Genomic DNA, 19,771 nt, shown 5'->3' on the forward strand with positions numbered 1-19,771 from the left:
TATACAATTAATTTCGAAAAACAATTGCTTTTTATAAAAAAAGGTGTATAATAATACAAAATCTTTATTAAAGGAGATAAGTGATGAAAAAATCTAAACTAGCTTTCCTAGCAGGTGTCACGGTTGCTTCAGCCCTGTTCCTTGCTTCATGTGGATCATCTTCAAAATCTTCTCAGACAAACACATACTCATACGTGTTTAGTACTGATCCAGATTCTTTGAACTACCTCCTTTCAAACCGTTCTACAACAAGTGACGTTACAACTAACTTGGTTGATGGATTGTTTGAAAATGACCAATATGGTAATCTCGTCCCTGCACTAGCGGAAGATTGGTCTGTTTCTAAAGACGGATTAACCTACACTTATAAACTCCGTAAAGATGCAAAATGGTATGACTCAGAAGGAAACGAATATGCAGATGTCACTGCACAAGACTTCGTCACTTCTCTGAAATATGTAGCAGACAACAAGTCAGATGCCCTCTACTTGGTTCAAAACTCAGTAGCCGGCCTGGATGACTATGTCACTGGTAAAAATACAGACTTCTCTAAAGTTGGTGTCAAAGCCATTGATGACCATACCCTCCAATACACCTTGGCTCAACCGGAGTCCTTCTGGAATTCTAAATTGACAACTTCAACCATGATGCCCGTCAATGAAAAATTCCTTGAGTCTGCAGGAAAAGACTTCGGTAGCGTCAAACCTTCTGGAATCCTCTACAACGGTCCTTACTACTTGAAATCCTTCACTTCAAAATCTTTGATGGAGTTCACCAAGAACGAGAACTACTACGACAAAGACAATGTGAAGATTGAAAATATCAAGTTGACCTACTTCGATGGTTCTGACCAAGACTACCTAGCTCGTAACTTCTCTGATGGGAACTTGACCACAGCGCGTCTCTTCCCAACGAGCTCAACCTTCAGTACGATTGAGAAAAAATTCAAAGACAATATCGTTTATTCACCGCAAGATGCGACTGTCTACTATGTCTACTTCAACGTAAACCGTCAAAACTACGGTCATACTGAGAAAACAACAGACGACCAGAAGAACCAAACAAAAACAGCTCTTCAAAACAAAAACTTCCGTCAAGCCATCAACTTTGCCCTTGATCGTACTTCTCTAAGTGCCCAATCAAACGGAAAAGATGGAGCTAACAAAACCCTTCGTACGCTTCTTGTGCCTCCAACATTTGTGCAAGTAAACAACAAAGACTTCGGTAGCGTTGTCGAAGAAAAACTTGCTGCAACAGGAGATGATTGGAAGGATGTCAGCCTAGCTGATGCGCAAGATAGCATGTTCAATGCGGACAAGGCCAAAGCACAATTTGCCAAAGCCAAAGAAGAGCTCCAAGCGCAAGGTGTTCAATTCCCAATCCACATCGACTATGTAGTTGACCAATCTTCTGCTAGCATTGTGCAACAAGCTGATTCAATGAAAGACTCCATCGAAAAAACATTAGGAAAAGAAAATGTTGTCGTGGATGTTCAGAAATTGTCTACGGAAGATGCGGACAACGCAACCTACTTCGCCCAAACACCAGACCAAAAAGACTTTGATATGGATATCGGTGGTTGGGGACCTGACTTCCAAGACCCATCAACTTACTTGGATATCTTCAATCCAGTAGATGGTTCAGCCTTAGCAGGTATGGGGATCAATCCAGCAACTGACCAAGCCCTTATCGAAAAACTTGGTTTGAACGAGTATAAACAACTATTGGATAATGCCAATGCAGAACAATTGGATACCAATGCTCGTTACGAAAAATATGCTGTTGCTCAAGCTTGGTTGACAGACAATGCCTTTGCCCTTCCTGTCTACTCTAAGGGTGCTGTCCCTTCTATCACGAAGATCAAACCATTTACAAAAGCCTTCTCCTTGATTGGTATCAAAGACGGGGCTAGCTACTACAAGTACATGGAATTACAAAGTGATACAGTCACAACGGCTGACTACGACAAAGCTTATAAGAATTGGTTGAAAGAAAAAGAAGAATCAAACAAAAAAGCGCAAGAAGAACTTGCAAAACACGTCAAATAATGGTTGACGTCAAAACACCGAGGATCTAATCCTCGGTGTTTTTGATTAAGTAAAAACCTATCCTTGAAACTTTCTGCAACACTTAGCTTGTTCTAAGTAAAAAAACAGTTTGTCTACTTATCGTCTTTTTCATTTCTAATCTTATATAGATTCAAACGCTATCGCACGACAATCTTCCGATAACTTCTAGAAGTTAGAAGAAAGACGAGGACATAAGAGATGAAAAAGACAGCGCAGATGGAAAGAGTTGTTTGAAGGACCAGTCCCGCATTGGTCGCTCCTAAGATGGCAACGATCTTTGCAATCATCTTGTAGGCCACTCCTAGGTATAGGAAGGAGAAGAATAATGGAAGGAAGAAGACAGTGAGAATCTGTTTGCGAATGGTGGTGCCGGTTTGCTTTTGGTCCAATCCGACTTGTTGCAAGATCACAAAATTATCCCGATCCTCATGACCCTCTGAAATCTGTTTGTAGTAAATGACGAGTACTGTAGCTAATAGAAAGATGACCGATAGGAAAATCCCAATAAAGAGGAGAGTCCCTGCTGTTTCACGCCACTCCTTCTCTATGCTGTATCGTTCAAATCCACCAAAGGAAGTCGCACCATATTGACTCATTTTGTCTGTCGAATAAAGGTCTTTGATCAAGCCACTGATGAAATCTTGATTCTCTTTATCTTTTGCAGTAATAGCGAATTCCAAATTTTTATCAACTTTTAGTCCCAGTTGGTTCAAGTCAGGGAGGACAAGGTACAAACCCATTTGATGTTGAAACAGGTCGGATTGAGGGAGTTTTCCTTGGATAAAATTGGAGTCTAGTTTTTGTTTAATCGTGAAGGTCTTCCCATTGATTTCTAATTGCGAATCTAATTTTCCTGGATACTGATACCCATAGGCTAGGATTTCATTTTCCCCAAGCTCAACTTTTTGACCCGTCAGTTGCTCGTAAGTCGCCTGATCAAAAAAGTAGACTGTTCCCTCTGTCTTCATCTCCATCTCCTGACCAGCTTCTTGATAGGACTGTTCATAAACCTCTAAGCTCCTTCCATCAATCTTTCGAATTTCAGCCGACCAGTATGTTGTCTGTGCCACCTGATAATCTGATAGATTTGTCGCATCGGCTGTTTTCTTAATTTGAGCTTGAACATCCTTGATAACTGGTTCTGTCTCAGCATCTGAAGGCATATGCCCCACACTAATCATGTAATCAGAAGGGTAAACAGTATCTAGGTAGTTCTGCCCTCCAATAAAGATATTGAGCGACCCGGTTAAGGTTACCAAGACCATGGTGGATAGAATACTAATGGTCGCAAGGCCCGCTGCATTTTTTCGCATCCGAGCTATTAAGTTAGAGACGGATATAAAATTCTCTGGCTTGTAATAGTAGGATTTCCGACCTTTGAGAAATCTTAAGAAGGTAATGGAGCCTGCGTTGAATAAGAGATAAGTCGCCAGAATGACCAAAATGACAGCAATAAAGAATCCTTGAACCGCTGCAACTGGACGCTCAACGGTTAGCGCTATATAAAACGCAATTCCTAAGAGCCCTAGTCCTAAAAGAGTTTGAACCAGCAAGAAGCGTCCCTTCTTCTCTCCTGCCTTTTTCTGTTGCATGAGGTGGAGGGAACTGTAGCGCAAGAGGCGGAAAGAATTCAGCAAGAGAATGAGGGCAAAAGCTAAGGCTAACCCAAGTAAAGTGTTAAGAACAGCCCCTATCTGGAAGGTTGATTGAATGACGACTGGTAGCCCCATACATTTTAGGAGCAAGGCAAAAATCAAGCGATCAAACAAGAGTCCCAAGCCCAGTCCTACTCCAACTGTGAGAACATAGAAGGAGAGCAGTTCCCATAAGGTCATGACGAGAAGGTGCTTCTTCTCCATCCCCAGAACACTGTACAGTCCCAGTTCTTTGGAACGATTTTTCATGACATAGCCATTGGCATAAGCCACTAAAATGATGACGACTAATTGGACAACGAAACTACCAAAACCAAGAACAGTTCTCGCCGCTCCCCCTCCGTAAGAATCCTCTAAATGAGGGGTCGATGACAAGGCGATAAAACTATAAAGGATCATGGTCGTTAAAATAACAGCCAAGGCAAAGGGATAATAGAGCTTACGATTTTGTTTGAGGTTGGAAAGAGCTAATTTACTTGTTAATTTAAACATCACGATCCTCCTTTCCCGCCATGACCGTCAAGGTATCTGAGATTTCTTGGAACATCTGACGCTCTGTTTTTTCCCCACGGAAAATCTGGTTGTAAAGAATCCCGTCCTTGATAAAGAGCACGCGCTTGGCCCGAGCTGCCGCTGCGGTCGAGTGGGTCACCATGAGAATGGTTTGCCCCATGCTATTGATGTCTTCAAAGACGTCGAGCAACGCAGCAGATGATTTGGAATCTAGCGCCCCTGTTGGCTCATCAGCAAGGAGGATTTCTGGCGAGGTGATGATAGCCCGTGCTACGGCTACCCGTTGTTTTTGCCCACCAGAGATTTCGTAGGGATATTTTTCAAGCAGTTGGTGAATGCCCAACTCCCGACTCACGCTATCGACCTTACTCATCATTTCCTTGACCGGTCTGCGAGAAAGGACCAGAGGGAGAAGGATATTGTCCTTGACAGACAAGGTATCGAGCAGGTTGAAGTCTTGAAAGACAAAGCCTAGTTTTTCCCGACGGAAGCTCGACGCATCCTTGTTCTTGATGGTCGAGGTGTCGGTGCCATTGAGGTAGACCCGTCCTTCCGTCGGCTGGTCCAGCATGGCCAGGATATTGAGGAGGGTCGATTTCCCGGACCCTGATTCCCCCATGATGGCGACGTATTCCCCTTTTTCAACCGTGAAGTGGATATCTTTTAGGGCTTCGACCTGCGTTCCTTGGAAGCGGGTTTTGTAAATTTTTTTCACATGTTGTACATCTAATAAGGCCATTTTCATTCTCCATTTCCATCTAGTTATATGATTGATATCCATAAAACTTTTTACACCTCTATTGTAACGATTTGAAGAGAGATCTACAATAAGCTAACCTTTCATTTTTACCCTGATTTCTTACATTTCTGTAAGGTATTAAAAAACTAGCTTCCTTGCGGGAGCTAGTTTCTTCTTATAAAGCTGTGATGGCAGTGATCAAACCAAAGACGATCCCTGGAGCATTGGCTGCAGCAAGTGGGATATCGCGTTCTTTTTTGAAGAGTCCATAATAGACCCAAAGACTACAGTTGATGGCTGCCACTAAAGGTTGAATAAAGTTTCCTTTGTGACCAGCGAGATTATCCATAATTTGTGGGAAATAAGAGACATACATCATCACAGACATAAAGGTCGCAACCCAACCAAGAATTTTCATTTGTTTTTCATTCATTTTCATGACGCCTTTCATTTTTTAAGTACGCACTATTCTAACGCTTCCCCTCTTAAAATTCAAGTCTTTTTTCAACTGTTACCGAACTGTAAAGTGTCACAATCTTGTGATTTTGCAGGAAGATGGATTTCTTTTCGAGTGGATTTTCTCTCTAGTAATTATTTTAGACACTTTGTCTAATTTTTTTGCAAATATAATCATTTTCATCTTGAATAGCATGCAAATTAATTGCATTATCTTCCTACTTATGCTATCTTGATACACAGAGGTAAAATTTTATGAATAAACAAAAAATCAACCAAATCGTTGGCTCGATCGGTGCCTTTATTGGGATTATCGTTTTCATTGCCTACATCCCACAAATTATTGCTAATTTACAGGGAAACAAGGCCCAACCTTTCCAACCCTTGTCAGCTGCTATTTCTTGCTTGATCTGGGTCATTTATGGTTGGACAAAGGAACCTAAAAAAGACTGGATTTTGATCATTCCGAATTCGGCAGGTGTCATCCTAGGTGGATTGACTTTCCTTACATCACTTTAATAGAAAGCGAACAAAGACTGAACTCGACTGGTTCAGTCTTTTTTATATCCCTTTGAAAAGCAAAAACAATCGCTGTCGATTTTCGCATAAAAGCCCGCCATGAGCGAGCTTAAAAAGTTGACAATTTTTACTTTGAATAACCTAATCTGGACTATTGTGCAAAAATATCCAAATGATTTCTAATTATTATTTAGAGTATATTGAAACTTTCTGCTGTGAGAAAAGTGCCTGAAATAATCATGTTTCAGGCACTCGGAATTATTGAGACCTTAGGCTCAATAATTAGTCATGGAACTTCTTCGAAGTTCGCTGACGTCCGTACTCACCTAAGGAAAGTTTCTAATTTAATTTGAGCTCCTTTTTCCTTATATCTGCACAATCTTACGATAGCTCCGAGAGGTGATCCAAAAGACAACCAGGTAGGTGACGAGAAAGACGGCACAGACGCTGAGGGTGACGACGAGGACTTGGCTACTATTGATGACACCGAGCACTTTAAGAATAAGGCGGATCATATGGTAGGCAAAGGCCAGGTGGACAAAGGCAAAGATAAGGGGAAGGAAGAAGACGGTCCGCACTTGACGGTTGATGGTCCGTTTGACCTCATCTTCATCAAGTCCCACCTGTTGGAGGATGACAAAACGGTCACGGTCTTCATAGCCTTCTGAGATTTGCTTGTAGTAGATAACGATGACTGTTCCGACCATAAAGATCAATGACAAGAAAATTCCGATAAAGAAGATACCACCAAAGAGGCTATTCAACTCTGCCACATCATTGGCACGGTTCCCCCCATAGACAAATGTTCCTTGGCCCTGTTGACTGCTCAATTCATCGATCATCTTATCATAGCTAGGTGCCAGCTTGAGTTGCTGATCTTCACCGACATTGACATTGAATCCACCATAGATATTGGTATAGATGGCAAGATTTGGAAATTGGGCGATAAAGGCTGAGAGGTCTGGCACGATTAGGTAATTGAAATCCTCCGTCAGCATGTTATACATGTTGGGCAAGTGATCCGTGATAAAATCCTTGGTCACTTCTTCCTTTACTTGGAAGTCTTGGCCATTGATAGTAAACTGCTTTTGCCCTTTGAGAGCCTCGTTATGAGCAAAGAGGATAACTTGGTTGCCAGTCAGATCGGCCTCTTCTCCTGTCATCTGCTCATAGCTAGCTGCGTCAAAGACCATAAAGACGGTTTTGGGAGTGACGCTGCGTTCGTCAGCTGGATAGACCGTAAAGTCTGTGCCCTTTTGGGATTTGATTCCAAAGTTGGCATAGGTCATCAGGTCACGATTCTTGATCTCAAGCTGGTGCTCAGAAGCAAATTCATCAAATTTCTGATTGATTTGCTCCAGGTCTACCCCTTTTCCTTGGACAGAGAAATCATGAGGAGCCATGATTTTCTTGACCATTTCGCCACCGACATAGATATTGGTCGCAGCAGAGATGGTCACTAGCACCATGGTCGAGAGGATGGCTATAGTCGCAAGCCCCACTGCATTTTTCTTCATGCGATAGATGAGGTTAGAGACCGAAATCATGTTGTTGGGTTGGTAATAATAGCCCTTCTTTTTCTTAAGCAGGTGCAAGAAGACGGTGATCCCAGCATTAAAGAGTAGGTAGGTCCCGATCATAACTAAGACAACCGCTAGAAAGAAGATCAAAATCGCAGACATGGGGTCTTTGACAGACAAAGCTAAGTAGTAGCCAAAACCGAGAGAGGCTAGGCCCAGGATGGTTTGGGGCCACAAAAAGCGGGCTTTCTTTTCACCACTAGCCTTCTCACGTGTCAGTTGCAGAGCGTTCAATCGAAGAATACGCCAAGCGTTGAGAAGACCCAAGAGGGCAAAGATAAGACCAAAGGTGACGAAGATTGTGATCACAATCCCTGGTTGGAAGGTGGATACTAGCTGGACCTTCATCTTCATGAGTTTCAAGAGAAAGGCAAAGATCAGCTTGTCAAAGAGGGCGCCGATCAAGATACCGCTTGAGATAGTCACAAAACCAAAAATCAAGAGTTCTTTGAAGATCATGCTGATGAGATGCCGCTTTTCAAGGCCCAGCATGCTGTAGAGTCCCAGCTCCTTGGAGCGGTTTTTCATGACAAAGCTATTAGCATAGAGCACGATGATGGCTCCAGCAGCATTGACCACAAACAGTCCCAAGCCTAGGGTGAAGAGTATGGAAGATCCCCCTCGCAGCTTAGAAATGTTGGGATTAAAGGTCAGGGAGTCAAAGAGGTAGGCGATGGTCACTGCGAGAATGACCGCAATCGCAAAGGGATAATAGAGCTTGCGGTTCTTGATGAGATTAGAGCAAGCTAATTTAGTGGTTAAGCGAAACATCTACTCCACCTCACTTGCCATGACCGTCAAGGTATCCGAGATTTCTTGGAACATCTGACGTTCTGTTTTTTCCCCACGGAAGATCTGGTTGTAGAGAATCCCATCCTTGATAAAGAGCACGCGCTTGGCCCGAGCTGCTGCTGCGGTTGAATGGGTCACCATGAGGATGGTTTGGCCCATGGTATTGATATCTTCAAAGACGTCGAGCAGAGCAGCCGAAGACTTGGAATCCAGCGCCCCTGTTGGCTCATCAGCAAGGAGGATTTCAGGTGAGGTGATAATAGCCCGTGCTACAGCCACCCGTTGTTTTTGCCCACCAGATATTTCGTAAGGGTATTTTTCTAAGAGCTGATGGATCCCCAACTCTCGACTCACGCTATCTACCTTGCTCATCATTTCCTTGACGGGTCTGCGAGAGAGGACTAGAGGAAGGAGGATATTATCCTTGACGGATAAGGTGTCGAGCAGGTTAAAGTCTTGAAAGACAAAGCCTAACTTTTTGCGACGGAAGCTCGACGCGTCCTTGTTCTTGATGGTCGAGGTATCAGTGCCATTGAGGTAGACCCGTCCTTCCGTCGGCTGGTCCAGCATGGCTAGGATATTGAGGAGGGTCGATTTCCCAGATCCTGACTCCCCCATGATGGCGACATACTCCCCTTTTTCAACAGTGAAGTGAATGTCCTTTAGGGCTTCGACCTGCGTTCCTTGAAAGCGGGTTTTGTAAATTTTTTTGATATGTTGAACGTCTAGCAATGACATACTTTTCTCCTTTTACTAGTAGATCAAGAAAAATTCTTGAGTTTGTTGTAGGACTTGGCGACCAAATTCCGCCTTTTCCAAATCGGTTTTCTTATTTGGTTTCTTAATCTTTTTGGGTTCTTTCATCCATTTCAAGAGTTTCATTTTCTTGACCTCCTTCATTTGATGAGACTATTGTATAAAAAATAAAAGGTGGTCACCATAACCTAACCTTTCATTTTTAAAATTAAATCTTACATTTTTGTCATTTTCAAATAAAAGAGAATTTTAGGGAGAAAAACATCATGTATCGACGATTTCCCCTAATCTATAACCAACTTCTTCTCTTCAAAGTGAATGGCAACAGTCGTCCCTTGACCAACCTGAGACGTCATATGAATCTGGTGTCCTAGCTGATCGGCAATCTTTTTAGTTAGGTAGAGGCCTAGTCCTGAAGATTGCTGAGTCAAATGCCCATTGTAGCCAGAAAATCCCCTCTCAAAGACACGGAGTATATCGCTATCCTTAATTCCAATCCCACTATCTTTGATATATAGGGTCTGGTCATCGAAATAGATCTCAATCCCGCCAGCACTGGTATACTTGAGGCTATTAGACAGCAATTGCTCGATGATGACCAAGAGCCACTTGCGATCGGTAATGACAGCGACATCTAAGTCATGCAGATCCACCGTCAATCCCTTCTGGATAAAGAAGATGGCATACTTTCGCACCACTTCTTTTACTAGCTCTTCGAGTGGAACACGCTTAAGCACCAAATCATCGTGAAAGCTTTCGAGTCTCAGATATTGGAGGACCAGATTAGCATAGGAGTCAATCTTAAAGAGCTCCTGCTCCATTTGTTTTCTCAGGTCGCTGTCTTCTATATTTTGAACCAGGAGTTGGCTGGCCGCAATCGGTGTCTTAATCTGGTGGACCCAAAGAGTATAGTAATCCATCAGGTCATTATAGGCCTCTAGACTCACCGTGGTTTGCTCACGCTGGGCTTGCTGACTGCTTGCTAGCTTCTGACTCAAAACCTTTTCTAGAGGGGTCTCAGCTACTCCCTCCCCATAGAGCACTTCCTTCCGATAGGCCTGATAGCCAGCGGCTACATCCCACATAATGAGAAGAAGGCTCAAAAAAGCCAAAATGCCAGTCAGGTAGAGAAGAAAATTGCGGTAGCCTTCGAATATATAGGCAAACAAAACAAGAGAAGAAAGGAGTAAACCGATCAAATAGAGATAGCGGCGATGAGAAATCAGATAGTGTTTGACAAATAAGAATCGATTACCCATTGCTCAATCCATATCCTATCCCTTTTTTCGTTTCGATAAAATTCTCCAGTCCTGCTTCTTCGAGTTTCTTGCGAAGTCTAGCTACATTGACCGAGAGGGTGTTGTCATCAATAAAGAAGTCACTGTTCCATAGTTCCTTCATCAGATCATCCCGAGCCACTACACTTCCAGCTTTTTCAAAAAGGATGCGAAGGATTTGAAATTCATTTTTGGTCAGATTAACTACTTCTCCCTCGTAGACCAGATCCATGGATTTGAGATTGAGGATGGCCCCCCGGTGTTCTAACAAATCTTGATCAGTTCCAAACTCATAAGAACGACGAAGAAGCCCCTGGATTTTTGCCAGGAGGACATTGGGATCAAATGGCTTGGTTACATAGTCATCTCCTCCCATATTGATGGCCATGACGATGTCCATAGCTTGATCGCGTGAGGATAAAAACATGATCGGGACTTTAGACACCTTACGAATTTCCTGGCACCAATGATAACCATTATAAAGAGGAAGGCCGATATCCATCAGTATCAGATGAGGATTAGTTTGGACGAAGGTGCCCAATACATCCATAAAATCATCAACTGCAATGACCTCAAAGCCCCACTGTTCCATGATTTTCTTTACCTGTTGGCGAATGGTTTCATCATCTTCGACAAGAAGAATTTTATGCATGCTCTTTCCTGCTCTTTCTTACTAGAGTATTACCCTTTCATTATATCAAATTATCCAAGAAGCATACATTTTTTTCGGTATATCGACTGACAGGCTACTCCCTTTCGTCAATTACCTATTTTTACAGAGGGGCTTTTCAGGTATTTTATGCTATACTGAACATACAGATACAAAGGAGAATCTCATGTCCACGATTTTTGATTATCTAGACTATGTCGCCTATGATTCCATCTACGATCGCCCCTTTAAGGAATTGGATGTCTTGGCACTAACGGAGTTGACCTATCTCCCTTTTAATCGAATCGTTCCCCAAGGAGATACGACCAATATTGAAGTCCGCTTATCTGATGCAGCAGCGCTAGTCGATCGAACCACAGATTTCATCGTGACAGATCAACACCTGCAATTAGTCGATGTCCTAGCCACTTCCAAACGCTTTAAGAATCTCAAACTGCTCAACTATGTCGACGAATATGACCCCGATGTTCAGAAGCAGTTTGCGGCGATGACCTATCGTCTTACCATGGATGTTTATTTAGTTGTCTTCAGGGGGACGGATGATACCTTGATCGGCTGGAAGGAAGACTTCCACATGACCTATATGGACCATGTCCCATCTCAGAGGCGTGCAGCCAGCTACCTACAACATGTCATGAAGGAATTTCCCAAAGGGCGCTTCCTGGTGGCAGGTCACTCCAAAGGGGGCAATCTCGCAGCCTACGCCTGCTCTTATCTTCCAGATTACCTATTTGAACGAGTCGACGCTATTTACAGCTACGATGCTCCTGGTCTCAACAAGGCCATTATTGAAACAGAAGGCTACCAGCGTACATCACCTAAAATTCACCGCTTTGTCCCACAAGGATCCATCGTTGGCATGATGCTGGAAGTTCCTGAGCCTGCTACAATTGTTAAAAGTCGAGCCTTTGGTGGCTTTTCCCAGCATGACGCCTTTACGTGGATGGTTGAAAAGGATGGATTTGTGACCCTGGATCAAACCAGTCACGATAGCCAACAAACCGACCAGACTCTGAAGCAATGGGTTCGCGAAACATCGGCGGATGAGCGCAAGAAGTTCTTTGATACCTTTTTTGGCATTTTTCTGGACGCAGGCATCACTTCAATCAATGATTTGAGGAACTTGAAAAATTTCTCCAAGATCAAAGAGATCTTTCAAAATGCTCAAGACCTAGATCCTACAAAAAGGGAAATGCTAGAACGTCTAGCAAAGCAACTCCTCGACACCCGTGTTCAAGCTTGGAAAAAATGGCAGACCGTTCCCCGTATCCTAGTTCAAATGACTACATTTTTCAAACGAAAAAAAGCCGTCGAGTCTTCCTCACCTCTGCTTCTTGAGCACAAAGAGTGACCATTTCAACTCTATTTTATGAAATGGAACAATATCGTTTAGATCAAAAGGTGTAAACGATTTTTTATAGAAAGAGAATGAATTGAAGTAAAACAAAACCCAGGAAATCATAGTTCCTGGGTTTTGAATGTAGACAAACTACTTTTTTACATAAAATAGCTAAATGATTCTTCAAAAGGATGACTTCTATTTTTAAATTTATTTAAGTAGAATTAAAACTTTCCACAGTGAGAAAAGTGCCTGAAACACAGTTGTTTCAGGCACTAGGAATTATTGAGACCTTAGGCTCAATAATTAGTCTTGGAACTTCGTAGAAGTTCGCTGACGTCCGTACTCACCTAAGGAAAGTTTTAAAGAAAACTATTTCTTCAATCTTAAACCCAAGAAATTGTATTTCTTGGGTTTTTCGCTTCTTATTGACGATAGAAGTATTGATCCGCTGGATAGTTTCCAGCTGATTGCGTTACTACTAAGCGAGGTTTGCTCTTATCTGACTGGTCTCCATCAGGATTTTCAAAACCAATCTTAAAGAGGCCAACAGCTACTCCTGTTTCTCCCACACGTAGATCCACATAAGGGACTTTACTTGTCTTATCAGAGTTCGGGACTGCTTTTAATCTTCCTTGGCCTTTCACAGTTCCATCTTCTTGGATGACCATCTCTTGGCCTTTGGCATTGCGCCATGTCCCTGCCAGACTTGAGAAATCTCCATTATTGATGGCCGCAATATCGAGGTCTGCTTCCTTCTTCGGCTCTGGGTAAGCTTCCCACCACTTGTCCTGATAGGCTTGGAAGGAGGCTTGATGGTAGAAGATACGTCTCAACGGTGAAACGATGCCATCAGGACCTTGAACATTTTCAGGAATCAAGGTGACAACCAATTCTTGACCAGGACTTGCTCCCGTTGTTCCTGCTTGGACAAAGTAAACCTGGTAGGTCGCGCCTGCTTTCTTAGGTTTCTTATCTTTATTGAGGACAAATTGAACATTGGTGGCACCACTCCAGAAGCTCCATCCATTGTCCTTATCAGAGTAGATAGACGGAAAGACAGTAGTACGGTGATTGTAATAATCTTCTGGACTATAGCCATACAATTTAAAGCCAGAATCTGCAATCTGCTTTTCAATAAATTCATTGGAATAACTTCCCGCAAAGGTTGTCAAATCGCCATCTAGTACCGCATCATCTGGATTTGTCGACTTGAAGAAATCCTTCCGATTGGCAAAGACCATTTCGTGATTGGGATCTTTATCTGACATGGTGACCGTAATGAGAGGATCTTTATCGGATTGGTATTTAAAGATACGCACAGTGACGGTAAAATCAGTATTTCCATCTGATTTTTTCATCTGACTGGTAGAAACTTTATTGGCTCCTTCTACTTTGAAATTCGTTGAGAAAGTTGCTGATACAGGACCATCTTCTGTCTCATAATCAATCTTCCAAGACTTTCCATCTTTTTGAATCTTGGCCTTATCACGCGCGCTAGAGACATATTCACCAGACAGATCGATGGCTTTTTCCTTAGAGGAAGCCGAGGTCTTCGAGGTCTGATTGAACTCTTTTTGATGATCCGGTTGGATATTGGAGCTAGAGTAGAGATAGACTCCACCAATTAGAACCACTGCACTCACAAAAGCGATGATCATCCAAAGATATTTCTTATCTAACTTTTTGATCATTTCAATACCTCCTTGGAATGGTAGTTACCTATTAGTATACCTCAAATTCTATTTAAAGCAAACTTTGGCCGAATCTCATAAATTTTTTATCGTTTTTCGATACTTTTTTATTGACTTATTTTTTATAAGGAGTATACTATAAGTAAATAATAAATAAACTTTAAGGAGGCTTGCGATGAAAAACTCAAAAACCTTAAAAAATGTTATTGAAGTCTTAACGGCTTTCATTTACTTCTGTGGCTTTATGACCGTGGCAGCACTGGTCATCCACCTGCTTTCACGGATGGGTGTGTTTAAGGATCTCGTTCAATCTGGGCGCTTGTCCTTTGAGGTGAATGGCATCCAGCTTTTCCCAAAACATCTGCAACCCCTATGGCAGTTGCTCTTCCCACTAGCCTCAAGTGCTATTTATATTCTTCTTCTCATCACCATTCGTAGCTTCCTCCAAAATCTCTACCAAGAAAAGATCTTTTCTCACTCCAACATTGATCTTTGCAACCGAGCTTGGAAGATCTTATTGGTCTTGTCCTTTATGTCTGGTACACTTGAAACCAGTGGCGACGTTTATCTCCTTCCCTTTACCTTCCAATTGACCTTTAATACGGGACTCCTCCTCGCTGTCCCAATTGTCTGGGTCCTTGGCAAGATTTTAGAGAGAGGAATTGCGATCGCCGAAGAAAATGAGCTGACCATTTAAGGAGGGGACCATGATTATCGTCAATCTAGATGTCATGCTGGCCAAGCGAAAGATGAAATCCAATGAGCTAGCTGACAAAATAGGCATCACTACCGCCAACCTCTCCATCCTCAAGACAGGAAAGGCCAAAGCCATCCGCTTCACTACCCTTGAGTCCATCTGCAAAGAACTGGACTGCCAACCAGGAGATATTCTGGAATACAGGCCAGATGAATAGGAAATATCTTAAGAAAAGTAATTGGAGACTTTCCTCAGGTGAGGACGGACGGTAGCGAATCCCTCTGGGATTCCATACCTAAGATTTGAGCCTACTGTCTCAAATCTTCCGAGAGTCTGAAACGAAACTGTTTCAGACTCTTTTCTCACTGCGGAAGTCTCCAATAACATTCATGACTAATAGGACGCATCTAACATCCTTGTAATACTCAATGATGAAAACTATAGCGATACAACAAAAGCACTCCAGCGAGAGTGCTTTTCATATTCAATCTATCGTTTAGCCAATGATGCTTCCATTTGGAACAGATGAATCAACGGTCAAGACCGTTAATTGATCCCCGTGTTCTGCAGAAAGAATCATGCCTTGGCTGACATATTTCTTCATCATCTTACGTGGTTTGAGGTTGGCCACGATTTGGACTTTCTTGCCGACCAATTCTTGTTCATTTGGATAGAATTTTGCGATACCAGAGAGGATTTGACGGTCTTCGCCATCTCCTGCATCTAGGCGGAAGCGAAGCAATTTGTCAGATCCTTCGACGCGTTCAACTTCTTTGACCTCTGCTACACGGATTTCGACCTTGTCAAAGTCTTCAAATTTAATCTCGTCTTTTTCAGACTTAAGTTCCACTTCTTCTGGAATCCATTCTTTTTCTTGTGGTTTACCAGCAGTCATTTGAGATTGGATGTAGGCAATTTCTTCATCCATATCCAGACGTGGGAAGATTGGAGTTCCTTTGGCAACCACTGTGACATTTTCAGGGAAGCCTGCTAGGGTCAAGTTTTCAAGATCGAAGTCCAAGCCCAAGCCAAGTTGTTCCATAATGGCATTTGAGGTGTTCATCATGAATGGTTGGATGAGGTGAGCTACGACACGAAGGCTAGCTGCCAAGTGAGCCATGACCGCTGCCAATTGTTCCTTGTCACCATCTTCTTTAGCAAGGACCCATGGAGCTGTCTCGTCGATGTATTTATTGGTGCGAGAGATGATATTCCACACTGCTTCCAAAGCGCGTGGGTAATCAACCGCATTCATTTGCTTATGGTATTCAGCAATGTTTTCTTCAACTACCTTAGCCAAATCTGCATCAAACGCAGTGACATTTTCGACATAGGCTGGAACTTGACCACCAAAGTACTTGTTGATCATCGCTACCGTCCGGTTAAGGAGGTTACCAAGGTCATTGGCCAATTCATAGTTGATGCGGGCTACATAGTCTTCTGGTGTGAAGGTACCATCTGAACCAACTGGCAGACTACGCATGAGGTAGTAACGGAGCGGATCCAAGCCAAAGCGTTCTACCAACATTTCTGGGTAGATGACATTTCCTTTAGACTTAGACATCTTACCGTCTTTCATGACAAACCAACCATGGGCAATCAAGCGGTCTGGCAATTTGATATCGAGCATCATGAGAAGGATTGGCCAGTAGATAGAGTGGAAACGAAGAATGTCTTTTCCAACCATGTGGAAGACCGTTCCGTTCCAGAACTTGTCAAAGTTGCCATGCTCATCTTGGCCATAACCAAGTGCCGTCACATAGTTGAGAAGGGCGTCAATCCATACATAGACCACGTGTTTTGGATTGGATGGAACTGGGACTCCCCAGGTAAAGGTTGTCCGAGATACCGCCAAGTCTTCCAAACCTGGCTCGATGAAGTTTTTCAACATTTCATTGAGACGACCATCTGGGGTGATGAAATCAGGTTGGGATTTGAAAAATTCAACCAAACGGTCTTGGTATTTGCTGAGACGAAGGAAGTAAGATTCTTCAGAAACCCATTCTACTTCGTGTCCTGATGGGGCTACCCCACCGATGACCTTGCCATTCTCATCACGGTATACCTCAGCCAATTGGCTTTCTGTAAAGAACTCTTCATCAGAGACTGAATACCAGCCAGAGTACTCACCTAGGTAGATGTCGTCTTGCGCCAGCAAGCGTTCAAAAACCTGAGCCACTACTTTTTCATGGTAGTCGTCTGTCGTACGGATGAATTTATCATATGAGATATCGAGTAATTGCCAGAGTTCTTTCACTCCAACCGCCATCCCATCTACATAAGCTTGCGGTGTAATGCCAGCTTCTTCCGCTTTCTGCTGGATCTTTTGCCCATGCTCATCGAGACCAGTCAGGTAGAAAACATCGTAGTTCATCATGCGTTTGTAACGCGCCAAGACGTCACAGGCGATCGTTGTATAAGCTGAACCAATATGCAATTTACCAGATGGGTAATAGATAGGGGTTGTGATATAGAATGATTTTGTCATTTTCTTTTCCTTTCAAGGCTAATGAAACCTTATGTACTAACACTTCATTATATCATTTTTAGGAGGCCCTGAAAACCAAAAAAGCGCTAGGAGCTTGGAAAGACAAGTAAAAAAGCTGACCGAAGTCAGCTTTCTATTATTGATAACGAATCCAGCTAGACTTGCCTCGCTTTGGCATTTCTAGGCTCGGGATAAAAAGGTCCCCGGGACCTTTTTATTTTCCGAGGTAGTATTCATTCACAACGTTCAATTTTTCGTCAAATTCGAATACCAATGGTGGGAAGTTAGGGATTTCCACGTCCATGATTTCGTCGTCTGACAAACCTTTGATGTGTTTTACAAGGGCACGGATTGAGTTACCGTGTGCTCCTACGAATACATTCTTACCATCTTTAAGAGCTGGAGCGATTTTATCTTCCCAGAATGGAAGGGCACGTTCCAAAGTAACTTTCAAGTTTTCAGCATCTGGAATCACTGAGTCGTCAAGTGAAGCGTAACGACGGTCAGTGTGTGCTGAGTGCTCATCATCGCGAGCCATTGCAGGAGGCAATACATCGTATGAACGACGCCAAATGTGAACTTGCTCATCACCAAATTGTTCAGCAGCTTCAGCTTTGTTTTTACCAGTCAATCCACCATAGTGACGTTCGTTCAAGCGCCATGATTTTTCAACCGGAACCCAAAGTTGGTCAGATGCTTCAAGAGCCAAGTTAGTTGTTTTGATCGCACGTTTCAATACTGAAGTGTAAGCTTGGTCAAATTCGATACCAGCTTCTTTGATCAATTTACCAGCGTCGATCGCTTGTTGTGTACCTTTTTCAGACAAATCAACATCAGCCCAACCAGTGAAAAGGTTAGCTTTGTTCCATTCAGACTCACCGTGGCGAGCAAAAACCAATTTTACCATTAGATGGATCTCCTTTTTATTCTCCGAGGTTTCCCCCGTTTATCTATTTTATTCTACTAGATTTTCAGTAAAAAATCTAGTGATGACCATAGAAAAGTGCAATTTCTCACAAAAAAAGTCTGAACGGAGATTTAGTGAAATTATATCAATTCTTTTTCATGGACATTTACATTTTTCACTCATCAGCTTCTAAATCTTTCCTCTCTATCTTTTTCCGCAAACCATACCAAACAAAAAAACCTCTAACAAGAGGTTTGCTTATAATTGCTTTTTCTGACACTCAGGACAGATTCCATAAACGGTGGTTTGACACTTGGTAATGACGTAGCCACTTTTTTCTCTCGCTTCTGCTCTCACGTCTGGAACTTCGATGTCAACATCGTCAATCTTCCCACAAGACTCGCAAATCAGATTCAAATGATCGTGTCCCATAAAATCAAAGTAGGTCGTGGTATCATTGCGTACTTTTATCTCAGAGACAAAGCCTTCATCAATGAGGACTTTGAGATTGTTATAAACGGTTGCCAAGCTCATATTGGGAAAGGCTGGTTTTAAATCTTGATAGATGGCATCCGCACTTGGATGTTCCTGGCTTTTGACAAGATAGGAAAGGACCGCACGACGCGTCTCTGTAATCCGTACAGATTTTTCACGCAAGTGTTGCAATACATCTTCTACTTTTTGTTGTTGAACGGAATCAAGTGTTAAACAAGCTAGCATGGTCTTCCCCCTTTCTGTCTCTTCTTTAAAACTATTATATCACGAATGCCAAATTTTGCCTAATTAGAATGTTTGTAAATAAGAAAAGAGGCTTGGACAAAAGTCCTAGCCTCTCAATTGTCTTTGGATTGTCGAGCAAGACGCAGTGGTTGAGCGGGCTCTACTACGCTGATTTCATCAGCTTTTACAGCCCTACTCAACTGTGCGGAGGTGGGACGACGAAATCGAATTCTAACGAATGACCGATTTCTGTCCCACTCTCTTTTGTATTCTATTCTTAACTTCCCCAATTAAGGATCCATCTCATAGTTCCTAGTAAAACTTTGACAAAAAGGAACATAAAGAAGAGTTCCGCAATAAACCAGAGACCTTTCAATAGATAAATAATTGGCTTAATCATGAGTAGAACAAAGATTCCAAAAATCCATCTCATGGCCCACCCTCCATTTCTCACTTTTTTCTATTATACTCCTATTTATAGGCCCTGTCTAGAAAGGACTCCAATACAAAAAGTTCCCTCTAGCAAGCTAGAAGGAACCTTCGTAATCACAATTATTTAACTGCGTCTTTAAGAGCTTTACCAGCTTTGAATGCTGGAACTTTAGAAGCAGCGATTTTGATTTCTTTACCAGTTTGTGGGTTGCGACCTTTACGAGCTGCACGTTCACGAACTTCGAAGTTACCGAAACCGATCAATTGAACTTTTTCACCTTTTGAAAGGTATTCTGAAACAGCTGCAAATACAGCGTCAACTGCTGCTGCTGAGTCTTTTTTAGTCAATTCTGTAGCTTCTGCCACTTTTGCGATCAAATCTTGTTTGTTAGCCATTTAACAAATCCTCCAAATTTTTTTAGGTTTTACCCTTAACATCTCTATCATATCTAAAAAATGCTTTTAGGT

The 19,771-nt window shown here is 42.5% G+C and carries 18 protein-coding genes; 5 read left to right on the forward strand and 13 right to left on the reverse strand.

Annotated features, from left to right (window positions below; all coding sequences use genetic code 11):
- Positions 1 to 83: 83 nt before the first annotated feature.
- The gene (locus tag DW930_RS04160; RefSeq protein WP_023022536.1) at positions 84 to 2,048 is read left to right on the forward strand and encodes a peptide ABC transporter substrate-binding protein; all 1,965 of its coding nucleotides are present in this window, start codon (positions 84 to 86) and stop codon (positions 2,046 to 2,048) included.
- A gap of 158 nt (positions 2,049 to 2,206) precedes the next feature.
- On the opposite strand, the gene DW930_RS04165 is transcribed toward DW930_RS04160, so the two are convergent.
- The 3 genes from DW930_RS04165 to DW930_RS04175 form a co-directional block, all read right to left on the reverse strand.
- Positions 2,207 to 4,216 carry an FtsX-like permease family protein gene (locus DW930_RS04165; RefSeq protein ID WP_123159405.1) on the reverse strand — a complete coding sequence of 670 codons (2,010 nt, stop codon included), beginning with the start codon at positions 4,214 to 4,216 and terminating at the stop codon, positions 2,207 to 2,209.
- Entirely contained in the window at positions 4,209 to 4,976 is a 768-nt protein-coding gene (locus DW930_RS04170) for an ABC transporter ATP-binding protein (RefSeq protein ID WP_048715480.1), read from the reverse strand. The genes DW930_RS04165 and DW930_RS04170 overlap by 8 nt, the downstream gene beginning before the upstream one ends.
- 175 nt (positions 4,977 to 5,151) lie before the next feature.
- On the reverse strand, positions 5,152 to 5,409 hold the full coding sequence (locus DW930_RS04175; protein ID WP_123159466.1) for a SemiSWEET family transporter: 258 nt from the start codon (positions 5,407 to 5,409) through the stop codon (positions 5,152 to 5,154).
- Positions 5,410 to 5,687: 278 nt separating this feature from the next.
- Between DW930_RS04175 and DW930_RS04180 the strand changes: the two genes are divergently transcribed.
- Complete coding sequence (locus DW930_RS04180; RefSeq protein WP_003012241.1) at positions 5,688 to 5,951, forward strand: SemiSWEET family transporter; 264 nt, start codon at positions 5,688 to 5,690, stop codon at positions 5,949 to 5,951.
- Between the two features lie 365 nt (positions 5,952 to 6,316).
- On the opposite strand, the gene DW930_RS04185 is transcribed toward DW930_RS04180, so the two are convergent.
- The 5 genes from DW930_RS04185 to DW930_RS04200 all read right to left on the reverse strand — a co-directional run bounded on the left by DW930_RS04185 (position 6,317) and on the right by DW930_RS04200 (position 11,008).
- A complete protein-coding gene (locus DW930_RS04185) occupies positions 6,317 to 8,302 on the reverse strand; it encodes an ABC transporter permease (protein WP_123159406.1) in 1,986 nt (661 codons plus the stop codon).
- Positions 8,303 to 9,061, reverse strand: a complete 759-nt coding sequence (locus tag DW930_RS04190) for an ABC transporter ATP-binding protein (protein ID WP_123159407.1) — start codon at positions 9,059 to 9,061, stop codon at positions 8,303 to 8,305.
- Between the two features lie 15 nt (positions 9,062 to 9,076).
- Positions 9,077 to 9,205, reverse strand: coding sequence for a hypothetical protein (locus DW930_RS10640; protein ID WP_023022528.1), 129 nt, complete (start codon positions 9,203 to 9,205; stop codon positions 9,077 to 9,079).
- Positions 9,206 to 9,363: 158 nt separating this feature from the next.
- Positions 9,364 to 10,338 carry a sensor histidine kinase gene (locus DW930_RS04195; RefSeq protein ID WP_123159408.1) on the reverse strand — a complete coding sequence of 325 codons (975 nt, stop codon included), beginning with the start codon at positions 10,336 to 10,338 and terminating at the stop codon, positions 9,364 to 9,366.
- The gene (locus DW930_RS04200) at positions 10,331 to 11,008 is read right to left on the reverse strand and encodes a response regulator transcription factor (RefSeq protein WP_023026486.1); all 678 of its coding nucleotides are present in this window, start codon (positions 11,006 to 11,008) and stop codon (positions 10,331 to 10,333) included. The genes DW930_RS04195 and DW930_RS04200 overlap by 8 nt, the downstream gene beginning before the upstream one ends.
- A 184-nt stretch (positions 11,009 to 11,192) precedes the next feature.
- Here DW930_RS04200 and DW930_RS04205 point away from each other — a divergent pair, with 184 nt between their 5' ends.
- Positions 11,193 to 12,377, forward strand: a complete 1,185-nt coding sequence (locus tag DW930_RS04205; protein WP_123159409.1) for a DUF2974 domain-containing protein — start codon at positions 11,193 to 11,195, stop codon at positions 12,375 to 12,377.
- Between the two features lie 413 nt (positions 12,378 to 12,790).
- On the opposite strand, the gene DW930_RS04210 is transcribed toward DW930_RS04205, so the two are convergent.
- Complete coding sequence (locus tag DW930_RS04210; RefSeq protein ID WP_123159410.1) at positions 12,791 to 14,059, reverse strand: DUF6287 domain-containing protein; 1,269 nt, start codon at positions 14,057 to 14,059, stop codon at positions 12,791 to 12,793.
- A gap of 175 nt (positions 14,060 to 14,234) precedes the next feature.
- On the opposite strand from DW930_RS04210, the gene DW930_RS04215 reads away from it, so the two are divergent.
- On the forward strand, positions 14,235 to 14,756 hold the full coding sequence (locus DW930_RS04215) for a DUF2975 domain-containing protein (protein ID WP_023022517.1): 522 nt from the start codon (positions 14,235 to 14,237) through the stop codon (positions 14,754 to 14,756).
- A gap of 10 nt (positions 14,757 to 14,766) precedes the next feature.
- Positions 14,767 to 14,973: a helix-turn-helix transcriptional regulator gene (locus tag DW930_RS04220; protein ID WP_123159411.1), complete on the forward strand. Its 207-nt coding sequence runs from the start codon at positions 14,767 to 14,769 to the stop codon at positions 14,971 to 14,973.
- Between the two features lie 279 nt (positions 14,974 to 15,252).
- Here DW930_RS04220 and metG read toward each other — a convergent pair whose 3' ends face one another.
- The 4 genes from metG to DW930_RS04245 all read right to left on the reverse strand — a co-directional run bounded on the left by metG (position 15,253) and on the right by DW930_RS04245 (position 19,699).
- A complete protein-coding gene (metG, locus tag DW930_RS04225) occupies positions 15,253 to 17,244 on the reverse strand; it encodes a methionine--tRNA ligase (protein ID WP_123159412.1) in 1,992 nt (663 codons plus the stop codon).
- Positions 17,245 to 17,458: 214 nt separating this feature from the next.
- Positions 17,459 to 18,151 (reverse strand): phosphoglycerate mutase, encoded by a 693-nt coding sequence (locus DW930_RS04230; RefSeq protein WP_123159413.1) that lies wholly within the window; start codon positions 18,149 to 18,151, stop codon positions 17,459 to 17,461.
- Positions 18,152 to 18,409: 258 nt separating this feature from the next.
- Complete coding sequence (locus DW930_RS04235; RefSeq protein WP_123159414.1) at positions 18,410 to 18,871, reverse strand: Fur family transcriptional regulator; 462 nt, start codon at positions 18,869 to 18,871, stop codon at positions 18,410 to 18,412.
- A gap of 552 nt (positions 18,872 to 19,423) precedes the next feature.
- Entirely contained in the window at positions 19,424 to 19,699 is a 276-nt protein-coding gene (locus DW930_RS04245) for an HU family DNA-binding protein (protein WP_006596762.1), read from the reverse strand.
- Between the last annotated feature and the right edge of the window lie 72 nt (positions 19,700 to 19,771).

The organism is Streptococcus sp. AM43-2AT (genome assembly GCF_003603405.1).
GTDB lineage: Bacteria > Bacillota > Bacilli > Lactobacillales > Streptococcaceae > Streptococcus > Streptococcus ilei.

Excerpts from the sequence above, each read along its gene's own strand:
- DW930_RS04160 (WP_023022536.1), top strand. The coding sequence starts at position 84 with ATGAAAAAATCTAAACTAGCTTTCCTAGCAGGTGTCACGGTTGCTTCA.
- DW930_RS04165 (WP_123159405.1), bottom strand. The coding sequence starts at position 4,216 with ATGTTTAAATTAACAAGTAAATTAGCTCTTTCCAACCTCAAACAAAAT.
- DW930_RS04170 (WP_048715480.1), bottom strand. The coding sequence starts at position 4,976 with ATGGCCTTATTAGATGTACAACATGTGAAAAAAATTTACAAAACCCGC.
- DW930_RS04175 (WP_123159466.1), bottom strand. The coding sequence starts at position 5,409 with ATGAATGAAAAACAAATGAAAATTCTTGGTTGGGTTGCGACCTTTATG.
- DW930_RS04180 (WP_003012241.1), top strand. The coding sequence starts at position 5,688 with ATGAATAAACAAAAAATCAACCAAATCGTTGGCTCGATCGGTGCCTTT.
- DW930_RS04185 (WP_123159406.1), bottom strand. The coding sequence starts at position 8,302 with ATGTTTCGCTTAACCACTAAATTAGCTTGCTCTAATCTCATCAAGAAC.
- DW930_RS04190 (WP_123159407.1), bottom strand. The coding sequence starts at position 9,061 with ATGTCATTGCTAGACGTTCAACATATCAAAAAAATTTACAAAACCCGC.
- DW930_RS10640 (WP_023022528.1), bottom strand. The coding sequence starts at position 9,205 with ATGAAACTCTTGAAATGGATGAAAGAACCCAAAAAGATTAAGAAACCA.
- DW930_RS04195 (WP_123159408.1), bottom strand. The coding sequence starts at position 10,338 with ATGGGTAATCGATTCTTATTTGTCAAACACTATCTGATTTCTCATCGC.
- DW930_RS04200 (WP_023026486.1), bottom strand. The coding sequence starts at position 11,008 with ATGCATAAAATTCTTCTTGTCGAAGATGATGAAACCATTCGCCAACAG.
- DW930_RS04205 (WP_123159409.1), top strand. The coding sequence starts at position 11,193 with ATGTCCACGATTTTTGATTATCTAGACTATGTCGCCTATGATTCCATC.
- DW930_RS04210 (WP_123159410.1), bottom strand. The coding sequence starts at position 14,059 with ATGATCAAAAAGTTAGATAAGAAATATCTTTGGATGATCATCGCTTTT.
- DW930_RS04215 (WP_023022517.1), top strand. The coding sequence starts at position 14,235 with ATGAAAAACTCAAAAACCTTAAAAAATGTTATTGAAGTCTTAACGGCT.
- DW930_RS04220 (WP_123159411.1), top strand. The coding sequence starts at position 14,767 with ATGATTATCGTCAATCTAGATGTCATGCTGGCCAAGCGAAAGATGAAA.
- metG (WP_123159412.1), bottom strand. The coding sequence starts at position 17,244 with ATGACAAAATCATTCTATATCACAACCCCTATCTATTACCCATCTGGT.
- DW930_RS04230 (WP_123159413.1), bottom strand. The coding sequence starts at position 18,151 with ATGGTAAAATTGGTTTTTGCTCGCCACGGTGAGTCTGAATGGAACAAA.
- DW930_RS04235 (WP_123159414.1), bottom strand. The coding sequence starts at position 18,871 with ATGCTAGCTTGTTTAACACTTGATTCCGTTCAACAACAAAAAGTAGAA.
- DW930_RS04245 (WP_006596762.1), bottom strand. The coding sequence starts at position 19,699 with ATGGCTAACAAACAAGATTTGATCGCAAAAGTGGCAGAAGCTACAGAA.